Source organism: Bacillus cereus, assembly GCF_015071065.1.
Taxonomy (GTDB): domain Bacteria; phylum Bacillota; class Bacilli; order Bacillales; family Bacillaceae_G; genus Bacillus_A; species Bacillus_A cereus_BA.
The window spans coordinates 164,019-182,178 of the sequence record NZ_VOVA01000004.1; the positions used below are offsets into that span (position 1 = coordinate 164,019).

Sequence of the window (18,160 nt, forward strand, 5' to 3'; positions counted from 1 at the left end):
TTTATTATTGACCCACAACAATTGCGGGAAATAAAAAGAGCCAAATCGTATACGATTTGGCTCTTTTTTTATTCATGATTCCTCATAATCCACTCTGCATGAGCATTTGTAGAAGGGGGAGGAGGTGGTGGTGTTTTGTTCTCACTCGGTTCCTTCTTTGCTTTTGCGCTGGAGTTAGAATCAGAATTTGTAGTTGTACTCTCATTTTTTGTAGTTTCTGTTGGGGCTTGTTCTTTTTCCCCTATTTCTTTTAATATCTCGTTACGAGTTGTCTCTACACTGATTGGATCTGGAAGGAAGTAATAAATACCACCAATTTTTTTATCTTCTCCTTCAAGTTTTAATGTTTGTATCGTTTGTGGGTCGAATCCAGAGATTTTATTGTAAAGAGCAAGTCCGTCTGAAATAGGAATGTCGGTTTTTATATATTTTCCAACTACCGCTGTTAAATCTTTAATTTTAAATACGGTTGAAGCAGAATTTAGCTTTTGGGCAACAGCCGCCAGTACTTGCCTTTGTCTCGCCGCTCGACCATAGTCGCCGTTAGGATCTTGCTTTCGCATGCGGACGTAAGCGAGTGCTTCTTCACCGTTTAAGTTTTGTTTACCTTGTTTAAATTGGATTTTTTTATAGTAATCCACGTCAGAACGTTCCCAAAAATCGAAGGGAACATCAACGGTAATACCGTCAACAGCATCAACGATACCTTTAAAGCCTTGGAAATCAATTTTAATATAATGATCAACAGGAACTTTTAAAAACCCTTCGACAGTGTCAATTGTCATCTTTTCTCCACCGTAAGCATGAGCAGCGTTAATTTTGTCTTCTTTATTTTTGCCAACAATCTTAACACGAGAATCGCGCGGGATGCTCATAAGTGAAACCTTTTTTGAGTTTGGATTAACTGTCGCGAACATGAGTGAATCTGTTCGGCCATTTTTACCATCTGTTGCGTAATCCTCAATACCCATAATTAGTATTGTGAAAGGTTTTTTTGTGATTTCCACATCTTCTGCTCGTAATTTAGATTTTTCACGAGTAAATCCACTGTACATCCCCATGAGAGAAGTGTAGGAATTTAACATATAAAGTCCTACGCTACCAAATAAAAATGCGAAAATAAGAAAGAAGAAAAACTTTCTTCTACGTTTCTTTTTTATTCTGCTATTTTGGAGATGATAATAACGTTCTTCCATATATAATCTCCTTAGTTCATTTGTAGGGAATTAATTCACTACATTAATCTTTAAAGGCGATAAGTTAGCTATTCTTAGATAACGTCTTGTTCTAAGTACAACATATCTCCTTCTTTAATTGTACACTTCCCGTTTGTTAATTCAATCATCCAATCTGTGAATGGTTGTTTTTTGTCCTCTTCCACATACGTATCGAATGTGACATTTTCTAGGTAATGTATATCTTTAATGACATATTCTGAATTGCGTAATGCATTTTCAACTTTGCCAAGTAAAGTGTAATCAATTTCTGTTTGCATAACGCGCATTAGTTTTCGCTGGACAACGCCTACATGGTTAAGACCTTCACTTGTACATTTTCCATATGCGCGAATTAATCCGCCAGCACCAAGTTTAATGCCGCCAAAATAGCGCGTAACGACGACGACAGTATCTTTTAGACCTCGTTTTTTTAATACCTCTAACATAGGTACACCAGCTGTGCCGCTCGGTTCACCGTCATCGTTCGCTTTTTGAATTTGATCTTGTTCACCGATTAAATATGCGGAACAATTATGTGTTGCATTCCAATGCTGTTTTTTTATTTTTTGTATAAATGCTTGAGCTTCTGCTTCCGTTGTGGCTCGGCTCACATAGCAAATAAATCTTGATTTTTGAATGACAATTTCGTGCTCACCGTAGCCTTTGATTGTTAAATATTGTAATAACAATGGTATACGCCCCTATCTTTCAAAATAACTAGTACTTTACATTTTAAAAGCGGGCGTTTTTATATTCAAACATTTTTTGCAAATATGTTGAAATTTTTGATGAGTGCTTTATCTTTTTGTTGAAATTTGTCGAGAGGGTGATTATAATTTCTAACCGGCATTTTTATGTATGGATGCACCTTTTCTAGTTTTCGTGTAAAATTAGGGGATAAAAATTTTTTATAAGGCAGGTACGAAAATGAAAACAGCTATTGTTACTGATAGTACAGCATATATACCGAAGCATATTCGTGATGAACTCAATATATATATGATTCCATTAAACGTTGTGTTTGGAACGGAATCTTATCAAGAAGAGGCTGAAATTTTAGCAAATGATTTTTATGTAAAAGTACGTGAACAAGAAGATCTTCCGAAAACTTCGCAACCAGCAATTGGAAAGTTTTTAGAGCTATATGAAGGGTTATCTAAAGAATATGATGCAGTTATTAGCATTCACCTTTCTAGCGGAATTAGTGGTACATACCAAACAGCAACGACAGCTGGACAGATGGTAGATGGTATTGATGTATATACGTACGACTCTGAAATTAGTTGTGAAGTACAAGGATTTTACGTGCGTGAAGGTGCGAAATTAGTAAGTGAAGGAAAAGCACCAGAAGAGATTATCGCTCGCTTTGATGAAATGAAGCAAACGATGGATGCTTATTTTGTAGTGGATGATTTACATCATTTACAACGTGGCGGTCGATTAAATAGCGCGCAAGCTTTCATCGGTAGTTTGTTACAAGTAAAACCAGTATTATACTTTAGAGATAAAGTAATTATTCCATTCGAAAAAATTCGTACGCGTAAAAAAGCGTTAAAGCGTATCGTTGAAATCTTTGATGAGCAGGCAAATAAAGGTGTGCCTATGGAAGCTGTTATTATTCATGCGAATCGTGAAGAGGAAGCTAATGAATGGAAACAAGAATTAGAAGAGATATACCCTCATGTTACAATTCGCACGAGTTATTTCGGAGCTGTAATTGGGACGCATTTAGGTGAAGGCGCGCTTGGTTTAGGCTGGTATACGAAGTGATAAAGATATAAAAGCTCTCTTACCTGAAGAGGGTTTTTTTACGGATATTTTACGGTGATTTGACAAGTTAATATTTGGAAATGGTAAAATGTACGTAAAATTAAATAATGAGGAAAGTTTTATTACTTACTTTTTACAAGAAACTATTTTATAATAGAAGAGAGGTGAAACATATGGAGCATAATTCTTGTTTATGTCCAAAGTTTGAGTCAGCTTTTACAATGCTTAGTAAGAAATGGACTGGCTTAATTATTAAATCTTTGCTCGAAGAGCCGAAACGTTTTAGAGAAATCGCAGATATTATACCGAATATGAGCGATCGTATGTTGTCAGAACGTTTAAAGGAATTAGAAGGTGAAGGCATTGTAACTCGTAGTGTTTACCCAGAAGTACCAGTTAGAATCGAGTACGGTGTAACTGATAAAGGGAAAGCGTTAGAAAGTGTTATGGATGAGGTCCAAAATTGGGCTGAGAAATGGATGAAGTAACGTTCCTATCTCATTCACATTGGAGTATTTTCAAAACGTAAGGGATTCCCTTACGTTTTTTTCAATTCTATAAAAAACGGCGTAAGGCTCTTGAAATTCTACATATATATACAAATTTAGATATACTTTGCTATAGAGATAAATGTAATATTACATTTATTTTACAAAACCGTAACATTAGCAAAAAAACTCCCGAATTATGGTATAAATTTTAATAGGTTATATACGGAAAACGAAAAAAGAAAGCGGTGTAAAAAATAAAATGAAAAAGCTAAAAATGGCATCTTGCGCATTAGTTGCAGGGTTAATGTTTTCAGGGCTAACACCAAATGTATTTGCAGAAGATAAAATTTCTGACGTGAAATCACAAATTAACACACAAAATGATACTTTACATAAACAACAACAAGAACGTGATGAATTACAAAAACAAATGAGTGACTTAAACAAAACAATCCAAGGTTTGGATAAGTCTGTTCAAGAGAACGCTTCAAAACTTGATGAAACAACAAAAAAAGTTTCTGATACTGAGCAATTAATTGAAAATAAAAATAAAGATATTGCAGAACTACAAACAAAGATTGCAAAACGTGAAGATTTATTAAGAAAACGTTTAGTTGCACTACAAGAACAACCGAACACGAACGTTGTAACAGAAGTTCTTGTAAACTCTAAAAACATTGCAGATTTAGTTGATCGTTTTAATTCTGTTTCTAAAATTCTTGAGTCTGACGAAGATATTATGAAAACTCAACAAGAAGATCAAACGAACGTGAAAAAAGATGTTGCAACAGTAAAAGAAAAACAAAAAGAGTTAAAAGAAGCACAAGTTCAAATTGAAACTGCTAAGAAAGAACTTGACGCTGAAAAAGCGAAAAAAGAAACAGCAGTAAATGATATGAGTGGCAAAATGGATACAGTTGTAACTTCAATGACAAGTACGGAAGGTCAATTGAAAGAGCTTGAACAACAGGCATTAAAATTACAACAAATCGCTGAAAAAGAAGCGCAAGAAAAAGCTGCACAAGAAGCTGCTGCTCAAAAACAAGCAGAGCAAGCACAAGCGCAAGCACCGGCACAACCGGCAGCTGCTCAACCAGCGCAAACACAAGCTCAACCAGCAGCCCCAGCAAACAATGGTGGACAAGCTCAAAAAGAAGAGCCTAAAAAAGAAGAAGCGAAAAAGCCAGCTCCAGCTCCAGCTCCAACTCCAGTTCCAGTTCCGGATGGTGGTGGCAGACAGGATGTTGTTGAAAAAGCTAGAGGTTTAGTAGGTCTAAAATACGTATGGGGTAGTGCGTCAATTTCAAACGGTGGATTTGACTGCAGTGGGTTAATCTCTTACGTTTACGGTTTAGGTCGTCAAGATACTAGAAGCCTATGGAGTTCTGTACAAAAGATTAGCGCATCTGAAGCGAAACCAGGAGATCTTATCTTCTTACAAGGTACTTACAGAGAAGGCGTATCTCACGTTGGTATTTACATTGGTGGCGGTCAAATGATTCATGCTGCTGATGAATCAACAGGTGTTACTTACGGTAGCGTAAGTAGCTCTTACAACCAAAAACATTTCTTAGGTTACGGTCGATTATAGGATTTATAATTGAATAAAAAACGTGTATAAAGTCGATAGCTTACTATTTTATAAGTAGGTTATCGGCTTTTTTGAGTTTTTACGAGATAAAGAGAAGGATTTATAGTAGTGCTGGAGGTGGCTATTGATGATGTTAGCTGGTAGACAGTTACTGTTAGAAGAACTTTCTTCAGATTTGCAGGATAAATTGGATCATTTGAAAAAGAATCGAGACATTGTTTGTGTACAAGGGGTAATTAAGAAATCTTCAAAATATATGTGCCAGCGCTGCGGAAATATAGAGCAGCGACTATTTGCATCATTTCTATGTAAAAGGTGCAATAAAGTATGTACGTATTGCCGGAAATGTATAACGATGGGCAGGGTAAGTGAATGTGCTGTACTTGTTCGCGGGATTGCTGAAATAAGCAGAGAAAATTATTTGAATCCGTTACAGTGGGAAGGCGTTTTGTCTGCTGGTCAGGAGTTAGCTGCGCAAAGTGTCGTTGACGCTGTTAAGCAGAAAGAATCATTTTTTATTTGGGCGGTGTGCGGGGCTGGAAAAACAGAAATGTTGTTTCGCGGAATTGCAGAGGCACTACAAAAGGGAGAGAGAGTTTGTATTGCAACGCCGAGAACGGACGTTGTACTTGAATTAGTACCAAGATTACAAGAAGTGTTTCCAAATATAAATGTAGCTGCTTTATACGGAGGGAGTTTGGACCGAGAAAAAGATGCAGCGTTAATCGTTGCAACTACACATCAATTGTTACGTTATTATAGGGCGTTCCATGTCATGATCGTAGACGAGATAGATGCTTTTCCGTATCATACGGATAAGATGTTACAGTACGCAGTAAAACAAGCTATGAAAGAGAAAGCAGCACGTATTTATTTAACTGCAACTCCAGATGAAAAGTGGAAGCGGAAATTGCGGAATGGTAAGCAAAAAGGGGTTATTATTTCAGGACGTTATCATCGTCATCCATTGCCAGTCCCAATATTTCGATGGTGCGGAAATTGGAAAAAAGACCTCATGCGTAACAAAATCCCTCGAGCCGTATTACAATGGCTAAACATGTACTTAGATAAACAATATCCAATTTTTCTATTTGTTCCCCATATACGATACGTAGAAGAAATCAGCTTGTTATTAAAATCAATAAACAGTCAAATTGACGGTGTGCATGCAGAAGATCCGAAGAGAAAAGAAAAGGTAGCGGCTTTTCGAAAGGGAGAAATTCCTTTATTAGTTACAACGACGATTTTGGAACGAGGGGTAACTGTGAAGAATTTACAAGTAGCAGTTTTAGGAACGGAAGAAGAAATATTTTCAGAAAGTGCTCTCGTTCAAATTGCAGGGCGTGCTGGCAGAAGCTCTGATGAACCGCATGGAGATGTCATCTATTTTCATTATGGAAAGACAGAGGCGATGGTGCGTGCGAAAAAACATATTCAAAGTATGAATAAGAATGCTAAAGAACAAGGATTGATAGATTGATGCATTGTCTACTTTGTGATGAGTATATTTCATATGCGATTAGTTGGTACACTTTTTTTGTTAAGCCTCATAAAAAGTATATATGTGATAGATGTGAACAAAAACTATCCTATATTATAGGAGATATTTGCAAGGAGTGTGGTCGACCGCTAGAACTTGTGCTAGCTGAATATAAAAACGGGGATATTTGCATGGACTGCATAAGGTGGACGAACGAGCAGAGGTTTCCGTCTCTCATAAATCGTTCGTTGCATGTGTATGATGAAGGGATGAAAGAAATATTAGCACAGTTTAAATTTCGAGGAGATGCTGAATTAGTGCATATTTTTCATCAGCCTTTTCGAAGTCTTTTTCAAAAATGTTTTGCGAATGTTTCAGGTGTCATTCCGGTCCCTCTTAGTGAAGAGCGAGAATACGAGCGTGGTTTTAATCAAGCTGAGTTACTAGCTTCTTGTTTGCCTATCAAAATGTTTTGTACATCATTAAGAAGAATCGAAACAGAAAAACAAAGTAAGAAGAAGCGTAAAGAAAGGATATCGGGAGTTAATCCTTTTTATTTTCAGGGCGAAGAGATGTTTCATGAGCAACATGTTTTAATCGTGGATGATGTGTATACGACAGGAATTACTGTTAGGCAAATTGGAAGCCTTTTGTATGATCGAGGAGCGAGAGAAGTTTCTTGTTTGACGCTTTGTAGAGGTTAATATGTGAATGTCGAAAGGAATAATAAAAAGACGACAGATCTTCTTTGACTAACAGTCTTGTCATTCGTTATAGTCAGAATATGGGGCGAATGCCCTGATTTTAAGAGTGAAGGGAATGGAATGAACATGCAAGGACGAGTAAAATGGTTCAATGCAGAAAAGGGATTTGGGTTTATTGAGCGTGAAGATGGTGACGATGTGTTTGTTCATTTTTCTGCTATTCAACAAGATGGGTATAAGTCGTTAGAAGAAGGGCAACAAGTAGAGTTTGATATTGTTGATGGAGCACGTGGACCACAAGCGGCTAATGTTGTGAAACTGTAGGGATATTGTTTTTGGGAAGAGAAAGCTGCGTTTGTGGCAACGTTATATATATGTAGTAGAACCTCTTGTTTTTCGCAAGGGGTTTTTGTTACGGAGTGAGTTGTCAAAAAGTTGTTTCTTTTCTGTAACCAATTGTCCACAGTTACATTCGTTACTCACGATGTTAATAGGATAAAATAAAGATAGAAACGATGCATCTTTTCATTTCAACAAAAAACGATAAAAAAATCGCAATTCCACTAATTTTTCAAAAAAATTAGAAGGAGTTTTTAAGCCAATGTCGAAATTATAGTACATAGGCTTGAAAGGAGGAATTCATCTATGAAATTCAACATTCGTGGTGAAAATATTGAAGTAACTCCAGCATTAAAGGAATATGTAGAGAAAAAACTAAGTAAGTTAGAGCGTTATTTTGATACATTCCCAGAGATTAAAGTTAATTTAAAAGTATACTCTGACAAGCAACGTATCGAGGTAACAATTCCATTTACTGATTTATTACTTCGTGCAGAAGAAACAAATAGCGATATGTACGCTGCGATCGATTTAGTAGTTGATAAAATTGAGCGACAAATTCGTAAACATAAAACAAAAGTAAACCGTAAATTACGTGAAAAGGGTTCTGTTAAAACTAATTTTATCCTTCCACAAGCAGTAGCTGTTCTGGATGAGGTAGAAGAGGATGAATTAGAACTTGTACGTACAAAACGATTCGATTTAAAACCGATGGACGTTGAAGAAGCGATCTTACAAATGGATATGCTAGGACATAATTTCTTCGTCTTCACAAATGCGGATACAAATGAAACTAATGTTGTATATGGCCGTAAAGACGGGAAATATGGTTTAATCGAAACAAAATAATCATTCAAAAGCGTAGCCGAAATGGCTGCGCTTTTTTTATATTTTAGTTTTTGCTCTTTATTTTGCAACGAAAGATTAAAAAGTTTTGTAAGTAGCCAATTCCATTAAGAAGCAATTTTTAGACAGTATTTCGTCAAAGTAGCGTGAGCAAATTGAAAACTTGCAAAAGAGAGCAGCGCTTTATTATTTGGAACAGGCATAGAAAAGTGGTTATCGCTACAAGTAATTCTTTGCTAGGAGTATATTATTGTTTTGTTTAATTTGACGAAATTTTTATAATTATAAACATAATATTAAATCTTCTGAAATGTATTGAGGGTGTGTCGAGGGAGTGATATCATAATATCGTGTTATATAGATTCAATTTGTTCCTTCAGTGAAAAAATAAAATCAATATAATGCTACAAATTATCGGAGGTGTTTATATTGAGCATTAAGAAAAAAAGTCGTTTTATGTTTGGATCTGTTTTATCTTTAGGTATTTTAGCTAGTACTTTTGCTTTAACTGAACCAGCTAAAGCTGATACAAAGGATGATCACGTGAACTTTACCTTTAGACTTTGGAATGCATATGATTATACTAATGCACGTGCTAAAGAGAATACTTCTTCTATGTATATGCGTGTGAAGGATAGTGACAATGGCGGTGGCCCTTTCAAAGTTTGGGCAGAGGCGGATAAAAATAGAAATAAAGATAATAGGGATTGGAGAAATGTTTCAGGTGATCATGAAGGAGAAGTGAAACCATATAAAACTTATCTTTTCATGAATCATGCGGTAGAAAGTTACGGGAAAAATGTTCCAGTTAGGTTTGGTGGTTACTCTAGAGAAAATAATTTTTATCCTACTGCCTGGAGCCCTGATAGTAGAAAACCTAATGGACCTTACACTGAATATTGATTTAGAAATTATAAATTGAACTTATTTATTTTGTAGCGCTAGAAAAAGTCGTATAGTTCCTAATCTAGATTATACGACTTTTTCTGCTATTTAATTTTTAAAAATAGGAGGAGCTGTAATGAAGCTTATTTCAAAATATATTTTATTATGTTTTTTTATATTGAGTATTTGTTTCTTGGCTTCTTGTCAAAAGGAAATGGATGAGCCTATTGTAAATATTCAAGATAATTTAACGGAAAAAGAAAATTTAAAAAGTATTCAGTTGCAAGAAAATAATAAAAATACTATTTTTGAACAAGTGTTTTTGGAAAGTGAAAATGGTGATGATTTCTTTCAAGGGCAAATAGAAAGAAATGATAGTTTAATAGAGAGTAAGCTTTCAAATAAAAAATTAAAGTCAGGAGTTATACCGGAAAATTATTATGTTTTTTTAACGGGTGTTACGAATAAGAAAAAACCAACGTATCTTTTGGGACGGATTGAACAAACTGATGGAAAAGTAATTCAGTGGAAACAAGAAGTTAAGAGTGTAAAAAGAAAAGATACAAATGATGTTTATCAGTATGAAGTTATGTTTCCTAAGTTTGAGGGGGAGAAAGCACATGTTTCTTTTCGTTACATTTGGATAAATAAAGAGAATGAATGTTATAGTGTTGCGGATCAATTATTCATATTAAAAAGATTTAAATTTAATTAATGGTTTATGGAGGAGCTGTAGATGAGTTACTTTTTAGGAAGGATTTTAAAAGGTAGGATGTTCTGGTTATCTTTATTTATTATGTTAGTAATTGTTATTGCTCAATATATTGCTATGTTTGTAACAACTAAAGGATTTAACGATGCTGGGATTATAAAGGTATCCCCATATTTATCTAATATTTTACATTTGAATAGATTATCATTTTATAGTGAGTTTTATCTACTTATATTTCCTATGCTTTCTGCAATGGCTGTAGCAGGAATTTATAGAATTGATAAAAATTATGGGTTTATTTATCCTGTTATTTCTAAAATGGGAACAGGTTATTATTTTAAGCTACTTTATTTTATTAATTTCATTGTATCTTTTTTTATTATAAGTTTCCCTTTACTATTTAATTTTTATTTATATGCAATGACGTATCCAACAGTTGCTCCGCATCCAATATTAAATTATATGGCTGCTACTGTTTCACCAACAGCTCAATTTAATACGGTTTATTATGAGTACCCTACTTTATATTTTCTAATGTATGTATTTTTAAATGGTTTATACGGTGCGGTTTTTTCAAGTTTGGCTTTATCAGTTTCGTTTTTTATAAAACGAGTTTATTTTATTTATTTAGTTCCACTTGTCTTACATATTTTTTGGCTTGGTATTGGAAAAGGGATTCTCAATCCTAAAGATTATTTAATTAAAGATTTCGGCTTTTTTGAATTACAAATTTTTCTTAGTGTCCTGTTATGTATTTGGTTTTGTTCTGTAGTTCTTTATTTACGGGGGAGTAGGAAGCATGTTCTTTTATAATGTAATGAAAGAAACTATAAGGATGAAATATGTTTGGTTAAGTATTCTCTTTTTACTTAATGTCAGTATCATTGGTTGCTTGTTCAATTATTTTGAACCTGGAATTGTAAAAGAGAAAATGAACGAATTGGAAACTTTGTATAAGGTTATGTCGTTTTATAATTTGTCGACTATATTTATTCCTTTAACAATCGTTTTTTCTGTATATTCTATGTCGAATTTTTTTAGTATTTATGTTGTTTACAGAGTGAATAATGCATTGAAATTAGTTTCTATATATTATTTGAAATTATTAGTTTTTGTTTTCTTTTTTGCTGGGAGTATGATTTTACAGTTATTTTTGATGTCAAATATGATGGCTGTAAATAGTATTTCTGTGAATTATCCATTATTATTTTGTATTCAATTATTTGCGAATATTTTTATATGTATGATAAGTGCTTTGTTGCAATTATTTTTACCTAGTTTACTTGTAATAATATGTATGATCACTACTATTTTACTAGATAGATTTATATTACATGGATTTTTATTTACAAATGTTTTTTATATAAATGTCTTTGAAGATGCTACTGGTTTATTTATACGTTTATTTGGATGTTTTTCTATCTTTTTTATAAGTGTATGGATTTTATCTAAAAAAAGTTATATTTCTATGAATGATGAAACAGAGGTGATCTAGTTTACATTATGATTTTATATTATTTGTTAAAAAGAGATTTACATGTAAGGTTTAGAGATTCCATCAAGATAATGACTTTTTTATTCTTAATTTACACTGTTATTGTATTTGCTTTTTTATATAATCAGTCTCCTATTAATGGTAAAGAAGCTTTATTAGTAGATGTTACCTTTTATCGATTTTTTCATGGAGTAGACTTTGTTGATCTATCTCATTTTTATAAGGAGGGGCGATTTTCTATCCCTTTTTATTGGATTTTTTTTCAAATCGTTCCTTTGTTGTTGGTATGGAATTTTGCTTTTTCTGATATTCAACATAATGGTGTTTATTTATTTCCTCGTGTTAAGAAGAAGCATTTTCTTTGGTTAACGAAAATAATATCTTTGCTCTTTTATATAATTTGTATCTGGATTGTTATGTATTTTATTTGGTTTACGGTTTACTATTTGCTTACTTTTGGAGAGCATTCTTTTTTGAATTTATATAGTCAGTTTTCTTATAAGGTACTAGGTACTATGCTAATTCAAATTATTATAAGCTTTTTATTAGCTTTAGTTTTTGAATTTTTAACGTTTTATATGCCAGTAACTATTGTTTTTTTATTGCTATTGATGTATCTGTTTTTGTCTATTTTCTTTCATAGTACTTATTTTTTAGGTTCTTTTGTTATGCCAAATCGTTGGTATTTTGTTGATCATAGTTCAATTCAATTGAATTCAGGTAATTATCAATCTATTCAATGTAATGATTTGCTTTTAATAGGAGTAGTAATTGTTGCTGTAATGATTTTGTTAGGTAGTTTTTGTTTTAAAAAACTAGATGTGATAGGTGAATAATTTATGGATAATTATATTAAATGTGAATGTATGATGAAAAAATTAAAAGGAAATATTGTGTTAGATAATATTAGTTTATCGGTAAAAAAAGGCGAATTTTTAGTTTTGAAGGGGCATAATGGCTCTGGTAAAACGATGATTTTACGAGCGATATCAGGGTTAATGCGTTTAAATTCCGGATTTGTTTATATAGATAATAAAATGATTAGAAAACAAAAGCAATTTCCTGACTCTATGGGAATATTGATTGAATATCCAAGTTTTATCCCAGGGTATACTGGTTTTCAGAACTTGAAATTTTTATCATCAATTAACAATAAAATTTCCGATGAGGAAATTTATAACATTATTCAAAGAGTTGGACTGGATAAATTAGATACGAGAAAGTATAAAAGATATTCTTTAGGTATGAAGCAACGTTTAGGGATAGCGCAAGCCTTAATGGAACGACCAAAATTATTGTTATTAGACGAGCCTACTAATGCTTTAGATAGTGATGGGGTAAAAGATATTTTGGGTATTTTGAAAGTAGAAAAATCCAAAGGAACAACTATTATTGTAGCCAGTCATGATGTGCATGTTCTAGATAATGAAATAGTAGATCGTATTGTACATGTTAATAATGGAAAGTTGGTAGATTAATAGTGAAAAGAAAACATGTATTAATAGTAATTGGATCGTGTGTTTTGTTCCTATTTGTACTTTCTAGTTTTTTTAGATTTAAAATAGTAAATCAAAATAATAAATCTTATAAAGTGGTAAAAGATGAGTTTTTATCTAATAGAACTTTTGAAGATGGACAAGGAGTTACGTTTCATGCACTTGAGCCTCTTGAACCAATAAAAACGTATGATCCTTATGAAGACCGTGAAGTAATGACGTATGTTTTACCTTTAAATATTACAAATACAACAAATCATGATATTAACTTGCTTAGTAGTAAGTCTATTTCCAATACATTATTTTATTCTAAAATAGGAGAGTTTTATAATTTAATTCCTTATTCAATGGAATTACCTAAAAAATATCAGTTTGATCCTTTCATACCTGCTGGTAAAACAGTACGAGGATATATAGGGACAAATTATTTTATAGGAGATGACCCTGGTAAAAATTATAAAAATTTTTCTAATGAATCAACTAAAGTGAAATTCATTTCTTTTATGAAGGATAAGAAAGGGAAACATCATGAATTAGAAATACCAATAAATTAATAACATTTATTAGTAGTATTAATTTGAAGGTAATTGTAAAAAAAAGAAAAAGTTCTATATAAAATGTATTAAGTATATTGTTTTTTTCTTTATTAATACCGATAGATTTTAAGGTTATTTTTGGGTGCTGTGCTTGAGTAGATCTTGCAACATAGCAACATCTGTTATTTATAGAATCAAAAGTCGAAGGTTTTGCGCTTGGTGTGAGTATGTATGGATGCTGCACCGGCAAAATCTCCGGCTTTTTGTAATTGGCGATTTAAATTTTACTAAGGAATTGATTCCAGCGCTCTTCTTTAAAAGCGAACTTGAAAGAAGATTATTTAGATTTAATACAAAATGTGTAGTGTGAACTTGAAATAGAGAGATAGAAAAAAGAAATATTAGTTTGTTGGAACAAATGGAATAAAAACTTTTTCTGAATATAAGACCTCACATTTGGACGATTGTTGTCATAGTTATAAGACAAGTGTTACAATTATCATTAGGTATATACATTTTAGTTTTTTAAAATTAGGAGAAAAATTGGCATAACATAAATTTGATTGTTATAACGACTGATTGTAAAGAGAAAAAGAAAGCAATCGGAAGTTTTATTTTAATAAAAGAGGAGCGTATTTCCTATGATCGGTATTTTAAAAAAGGTATTTGATGTCAACCAACGCCAAATTAAACGTATGCAGAAGACAGTGGAGCAAATTGATGCATTAGAATCATCTATTAAGCCGCTAACTGATGAACAATTAAAAGGAAAGACGATTGAATTTAAAGAACGTCTAACAAAAGGTGAGACAGTAGATGATCTACTTCCTGAAGCTTTTGCGGTTGTTCGTGAAGCAGCAAATCGTGTTCTTGGAATGCGTCCATATGGCGTACAGCTAATGGGTGGTATCGCCTTACATGAAGGAAATATCTCTGAGATGAAAACGGGTGAGGGTAAAACGTTAACATCGACTTTACCTGTATATTTAAATGCCTTAACAGAAAAAGGTGTTCACATTGTTACAGTCAATGAATACTTAGCACAACGTGATGCGAGTGAAATGGGACAACTTCATGAGTTCCTTGGCTTAACAGTAGGAATTAACTTAAATAACATGTCACGTGAAGAAAAACAAGCTGCTTATGCTGCTGATATTACGTATAGCACAAATAACGAGCTTGGATTCGATTACTTACGTGACAACATGGTGTTATATAGAGAGCAGTGCGTTCAGCGTCCACTTAATTTTGCTATCATCGATGAAGTCGATTCTATTTTAGTCGATGAAGCACGTACGCCGCTTATTATTTCTGGACAAGCTCAAAAATCAGCAGAGCTATACATGTTTGCAAATGCATTCGTTCGTACATTAGAAAATGAAAAAGAGTATTCATTTGATGTGAAAACGAAAAATGTAATGTTAACTGAAGATGGTATTACGAAAGCAGAGAAAGCTTTCCATATTGAAAACTTATTTGATTTAAAACATGTAGCACTTCTTCACCATATTAATCAGGGGCTTCGTGCACACGTTGTTATGCACCGTGATACAGATTATGTTGTACAAGAAGGCGAAATCGTAATCGTAGATCAATTCACTGGTCGTCTTATGAAAGGTCGTCGTTATAGCGAAGGTTTACACCAAGCTATTGAAGCGAAAGAAGGCGTAGAAATTCAAAATGAAAGTATGACGCTTGCAACAATCACGTTCCAGAACTACTTCCGTATGTACGAAAAATTATCTGGTATGACTGGTACAGCGAAAACGGAAGAAGAAGAATTCCGTAGTATTTACAATATGAATGTTATCGTAATTCCAACGAATAAAGATATTATTCGTGATGACCGTGCTGATTTAATTTTCAAATCAATGGAAGGTAAATTCAATGCAGTTGTTGAGGATATTGTAAATCGTCATAAGCAAGGGCAACCTATTCTTGTTGGTACAGTTGCAATTGAAACGTCAGAGCTTATTTCAAAAATGTTAACACGTAAAGGTGTACGTCATAATATCTTAAACGCAAAAAACCATGCGCGTGAAGCAGATATCATTGCAGAAGCTGGTATGAAAGGCGCTGTAACAATTGCGACGAATATGGCTGGTCGTGGTACGGATATTAAGTTAGGCGAGGACATTAGAAACGTTGGTCTAGCAGTTATCGGTACAGAGCGTCACGAAAGCCGTCGTATTGATAATCAGTTACGTGGTCGTTCTGGTCGTCAAGGGGACCCTGGTGTAACACAGTTCTACTTATCAATGGAAGATGAACTAATGCGCCGCTTCGGTTCTGACAATATGAAAGCGATGATGGATCGTCTTGGTATGGATGATTCACAGCCAATCGAAAGTAAAATGGTTTCTCGTGCGGTAGAATCTGCACAAAAACGTGTAGAAGGAAATAACTATGATGCACGTAAACAGCTATTGCAATACGACGATGTACTTCGTCAACAACGTGAAGTAATTTATAAACAGCGTCAAGAAGTAATGGATTCAGAGAACTTACGCAGCATTATTGAAGGTATGATGAAATCTACGATAGAACGTGCTGTTGCACTTCATACGCAAGAAGAAATCGAAGAAGATTGGAACATTAAAGGTCTTGTCGATTACTTAAATACAAGCCTTCTTGAAGAAGGAGATGTAAAAGAAGAAGAGTTACGTCGCCTTGCTCCAGAAGAAATGAGCGAATCAATCATCGAGAAATTATTAGAGCGTTATAACGAAAGAGAGAAACTTCTACCTGAAGAGCAGACGCGTGAATTCGAAAAGGTTGTTGTATTCCGTGTTGTAGATACGAAATGGACAGATCATATCGATGCAATGGATCACCTTCGTGAAGGTATTCATTTACGTGCTTATGGACAAATCGATCCACTTCGTGAATACCAAATGGAAGGGTTCGCAATGTTCGAGTCGATGATTGCTTCTATTGAAGAGGAAATCTCTCGTTACATTATGAAAGCTGAAATCGAGCAAAACTTAGAGCGTCAAGAAGTTGTTCAAGGTGAAGCTGTTCATCCATCAAGCGATGGCGAAGATGCGAAGAAAAAACCGGTTGTAAAAGGTGACCAAATGGGACGCAACGATTTATGTAAATGCGGTAGTGGCAAGAAATATAAAAACTGTTGTGGCATTGGGCAGTAATAGGAAACTGTAGTTTAGACTGCTTTGCAAATTTTTACATCAAAAATGTATAATAAAGTGAAACTTTAATCAGTGAGTTTTTTTCATTCCCCACTGATTATTAGCCCTCACCAATCGGGCTTTTACTGCCTGCAAATAGCGGGATAAAAAGGATGAAACTCTCTCCGTAATAAGCGGAGAGAGTTTCCCTTGTTTTCATATGAAAGTAACAGCAATTACATAGAGGTGAAGGAAATGGAATTAGTAGAAATTAGGCAAGAATTAGAAAAAATGGCTAAGAGATTAGCGGCTTTTAGGGGGTCTCTTTGACCTCCCTACTAAGGAAAAACAAATTGCAGAATTAGAAGAAACGATGATGGTCGCAGGGTTTTGGGATGACCAAAAAGGCGCACAAGCTGTAATTAATGAAGCGAATGCGCTGAAAGATATGGTTGGAAGGTTCCGTCAGTTAGATGAGACGTTCGAAAACTTAGAAATGACGCATGACCTACTTAAAGAAGAGTATGATGAAGATTTACATGAGGAATTAGAATCTGAAGTGAAAACTTTAATTCAAGAAATGAATGAGTACGAGCTGCAGTTACTATTAAGCGATCCTTATGATAAAAATAACGCTATTTTAGAATTACATCCAGGTGCAGGTGGAACAGAGTCACAAGACTGGGGTTCTATGTTATTACGTATGTACACACGCTGGGCTGAAAAACGTGGGTTTAAAGTAGAAACGGTTGACTACTTACCGGGCGATGAAGCTGGTATTAAGAGTGTTACATTATTAATTAAAGGTCATAACGCTTACGGTTACTTGAAAGCGGAGAAAGGTGTACATCGTCTTGTACGTATTTCACCGTTCGATTCTTCAGGTCGTCGTCATACATCGTTCGTATCTTGTGAAGTTGTACCTGAATTCAATGATGAAGTTGAAATTGAAGTGCGTACAGAAGATTTGAAAATAGATACGTATCGTGCAAGTGGTGCAGGCGGACAGCACGTTAATACGACAGATTCAGCAGTTCGTATAACGCATCTACCAACAAATACGGTTGTAACATGTCAGTCAGAGCGTTCTCAAATTAAAAACCGTGAGCATGCGATGAAAATGCTAAAAGCAAAATTATATCAAAAGAAACTAGAAGAACAACAAGCGCAATTAGATGAGATTCGCGGAGAGCAAAAAGAAATTGGATGGGGCAGCCAAATCCGTTCTTACGTATTCCACCCGTATTCTCTTGTAAAAGATCATCGTACAAATACAGAAATTGGTAACGTACAAGCAGTTATGGATGGAGAAATTAATCCATTTATTGATGCGTATTTACGTTCTCGCATTTAATAAGAGAAAAAGCCAACAGAATTGTTGGCGCAAGCTGAGGTAAAAGAGGATATAAAGAGGTTTATCTTATTTATATTGATGAAATAAAGAGGAAGAGAAGTTGGAGGCTACAACTT

Annotated in this window: 17 protein-coding genes and 2 pseudogenes; 16 read left to right on the forward strand and 3 right to left on the reverse strand. The window is 34.1% G+C overall.

The window, feature by feature from the left end; all coding sequences use genetic code 11:
• Positions 1-68: 68 nt before the first annotated feature.
• The gene (locus FT637_RS14075; protein WP_193646836.1) at positions 69-1,196 is read right to left on the reverse strand and encodes an LCP family protein; all 1,128 of its coding nucleotides are present in this window, start codon (positions 1,194-1,196) and stop codon (positions 69-71) included.
• Positions 1,197-1,270: 74 nt separating this feature from the next.
• Positions 1,271-1,906, reverse strand: coding sequence for a YigZ family protein (locus tag FT637_RS14080; protein WP_193646837.1), 636 nt, complete (start codon positions 1,904-1,906; stop codon positions 1,271-1,273).
• Between the two features lie 238 nt (positions 1,907-2,144).
• Between FT637_RS14080 and FT637_RS14085 the strand changes: the two genes are divergently transcribed.
• The 14 genes and pseudogenes from FT637_RS14085 to FT637_RS14150 all read left to right on the forward strand — a co-directional run bounded on the left by FT637_RS14085 (position 2,145) and on the right by FT637_RS14150 (position 13,580).
• On the forward strand, positions 2,145-2,987 hold the full coding sequence (locus FT637_RS14085; protein WP_193646838.1) for a DegV family protein: 843 nt from the start codon (positions 2,145-2,147) through the stop codon (positions 2,985-2,987).
• A 173-nt stretch (positions 2,988-3,160) separates the two neighbouring features.
• Positions 3,161-3,475: a winged helix-turn-helix transcriptional regulator gene (locus FT637_RS14090; RefSeq protein ID WP_193646839.1), complete on the forward strand. Its 315-nt coding sequence runs from the start codon at positions 3,161-3,163 to the stop codon at positions 3,473-3,475.
• 138 nt (positions 3,476-3,613) lie between these two features.
• A pseudogene (locus FT637_RS14095) lies at positions 3,614-5,069 on the forward strand (NlpC/P60 family protein).
• Positions 5,070-5,199: 130 nt separating this feature from the next.
• Positions 5,200-6,549: an ATP-dependent helicase ComFA gene (gene comFA / locus FT637_RS14100; protein ID WP_193646840.1), complete on the forward strand. Its 1,350-nt coding sequence runs from the start codon at positions 5,200-5,202 to the stop codon at positions 6,547-6,549.
• A complete protein-coding gene (locus FT637_RS14105; RefSeq protein ID WP_193646841.1) occupies positions 6,549-7,253 on the forward strand; it encodes a ComF family protein in 705 nt (234 codons plus the stop codon). Before comFA ends, FT637_RS14105 begins: the two co-directional genes overlap by 1 nt.
• A gap of 126 nt (positions 7,254-7,379) precedes the next feature.
• Entirely contained in the window at positions 7,380-7,577 is a 198-nt protein-coding gene (cspC, locus tag FT637_RS14110) for a cold shock protein CspC (RefSeq protein ID WP_001990088.1), read from the forward strand.
• A 321-nt stretch (positions 7,578-7,898) separates the two neighbouring features.
• On the forward strand, positions 7,899-8,441 hold the full coding sequence (gene hpf / locus FT637_RS14115; RefSeq protein ID WP_193646842.1) for a ribosome hibernation-promoting factor, HPF/YfiA family: 543 nt from the start codon (positions 7,899-7,901) through the stop codon (positions 8,439-8,441).
• Between the two features lie 426 nt (positions 8,442-8,867).
• Positions 8,868-9,341 carry a hypothetical protein gene (locus tag FT637_RS14120; protein WP_193646843.1) on the forward strand — a complete coding sequence of 158 codons (474 nt, stop codon included), beginning with the start codon at positions 8,868-8,870 and terminating at the stop codon, positions 9,339-9,341.
• Between the two features lie 118 nt (positions 9,342-9,459).
• A complete protein-coding gene (locus FT637_RS14125) occupies positions 9,460-10,038 on the forward strand; it encodes a hypothetical protein (RefSeq protein WP_193646844.1) in 579 nt (192 codons plus the stop codon).
• A 21-nt stretch (positions 10,039-10,059) separates the two neighbouring features.
• The gene (locus FT637_RS14130) at positions 10,060-10,848 is read left to right on the forward strand and encodes a hypothetical protein (protein WP_193646845.1); all 789 of its coding nucleotides are present in this window, start codon (positions 10,060-10,062) and stop codon (positions 10,846-10,848) included.
• The gene (locus tag FT637_RS14135; protein ID WP_193646846.1) at positions 10,835-11,530 is read left to right on the forward strand and encodes a hypothetical protein; all 696 of its coding nucleotides are present in this window, start codon (positions 10,835-10,837) and stop codon (positions 11,528-11,530) included. Before FT637_RS14130 ends, FT637_RS14135 begins: the two co-directional genes overlap by 14 nt.
• 71 nt (positions 11,531-11,601) lie before the next feature.
• Positions 11,602-12,366, forward strand: a complete 765-nt coding sequence (locus FT637_RS14140; RefSeq protein ID WP_193647023.1) for a hypothetical protein — start codon at positions 11,602-11,604, stop codon at positions 12,364-12,366.
• A gap of 3 nt (positions 12,367-12,369) precedes the next feature.
• On the forward strand, positions 12,370-13,008 hold the full coding sequence (locus FT637_RS14145; protein WP_193646847.1) for an ABC transporter ATP-binding protein: 639 nt from the start codon (positions 12,370-12,372) through the stop codon (positions 13,006-13,008).
• A 113-nt stretch (positions 13,009-13,121) separates the two neighbouring features.
• On the forward strand, positions 13,122-13,580 hold the full coding sequence (locus FT637_RS14150) for a hypothetical protein (RefSeq protein WP_319805949.1): 459 nt from the start codon (positions 13,122-13,124) through the stop codon (positions 13,578-13,580).
• A 55-nt stretch (positions 13,581-13,635) separates the two neighbouring features.
• Here FT637_RS14150 and FT637_RS29910 read toward each other — a convergent pair.
• Positions 13,636-13,837 (reverse strand): annotated as a pseudogene (locus tag FT637_RS29910) (integrase); the annotation flags it as partial.
• Positions 13,838-14,203: 366 nt separating this feature from the next.
• On the opposite strand from FT637_RS29910, the gene secA reads away from it, so the two are divergent.
• Positions 14,204-16,711, forward strand: coding sequence for a preprotein translocase subunit SecA (secA, locus tag FT637_RS14155; RefSeq protein ID WP_193646848.1), 2,508 nt, complete (start codon positions 14,204-14,206; stop codon positions 16,709-16,711).
• Positions 16,712-16,945: 234 nt separating this feature from the next.
• A protein-coding gene (prfB, locus tag FT637_RS14160; protein ID WP_193646849.1) for a peptide chain release factor 2 occupies positions 16,946-18,044 on the forward strand; the annotation gives its coding sequence in 2 pieces (ribosomal slippage) (positions 16,946-17,017 and positions 17,019-18,044; 1,098 coding nt in all).
• The last annotated feature ends 116 nt before the right edge of the window (positions 18,045-18,160 follow it).

Excerpts from the sequence above, each read along its gene's own strand:
- FT637_RS14105 (WP_193646841.1), top strand. The coding sequence starts at position 6,549 with ATGCATTGTCTACTTTGTGATGAGTATATTTCATATGCGATTAGTTGG.
- FT637_RS14145 (WP_193646847.1), top strand. The coding sequence starts at position 12,370 with ATGGATAATTATATTAAATGTGAATGTATGATGAAAAAATTAAAAGGA.
- cspC (WP_001990088.1), top strand. The coding sequence starts at position 7,380 with ATGCAAGGACGAGTAAAATGGTTCAATGCAGAAAAGGGATTTGGGTTT.
- FT637_RS14075 (WP_193646836.1), bottom strand. The coding sequence starts at position 1,196 with ATGGAAGAACGTTATTATCATCTCCAAAATAGCAGAATAAAAAAGAAA.
- hpf (WP_193646842.1), top strand. The coding sequence starts at position 7,899 with ATGAAATTCAACATTCGTGGTGAAAATATTGAAGTAACTCCAGCATTA.
- FT637_RS14125 (WP_193646844.1), top strand. The coding sequence starts at position 9,460 with ATGAAGCTTATTTCAAAATATATTTTATTATGTTTTTTTATATTGAGT.
- FT637_RS14140 (WP_193647023.1), top strand. The coding sequence starts at position 11,602 with ATGACTTTTTTATTCTTAATTTACACTGTTATTGTATTTGCTTTTTTA.
- secA (WP_193646848.1), top strand. The coding sequence starts at position 14,204 with ATGATCGGTATTTTAAAAAAGGTATTTGATGTCAACCAACGCCAAATT.
- FT637_RS14085 (WP_193646838.1), top strand. The coding sequence starts at position 2,145 with ATGAAAACAGCTATTGTTACTGATAGTACAGCATATATACCGAAGCAT.
- FT637_RS14090 (WP_193646839.1), top strand. The coding sequence starts at position 3,161 with ATGGAGCATAATTCTTGTTTATGTCCAAAGTTTGAGTCAGCTTTTACA.
- FT637_RS14130 (WP_193646845.1), top strand. The coding sequence starts at position 10,060 with ATGAGTTACTTTTTAGGAAGGATTTTAAAAGGTAGGATGTTCTGGTTA.
- FT637_RS14135 (WP_193646846.1), top strand. The coding sequence starts at position 10,835 with ATGTTCTTTTATAATGTAATGAAAGAAACTATAAGGATGAAATATGTT.
- comFA (WP_193646840.1), top strand. The coding sequence starts at position 5,200 with ATGTTAGCTGGTAGACAGTTACTGTTAGAAGAACTTTCTTCAGATTTG.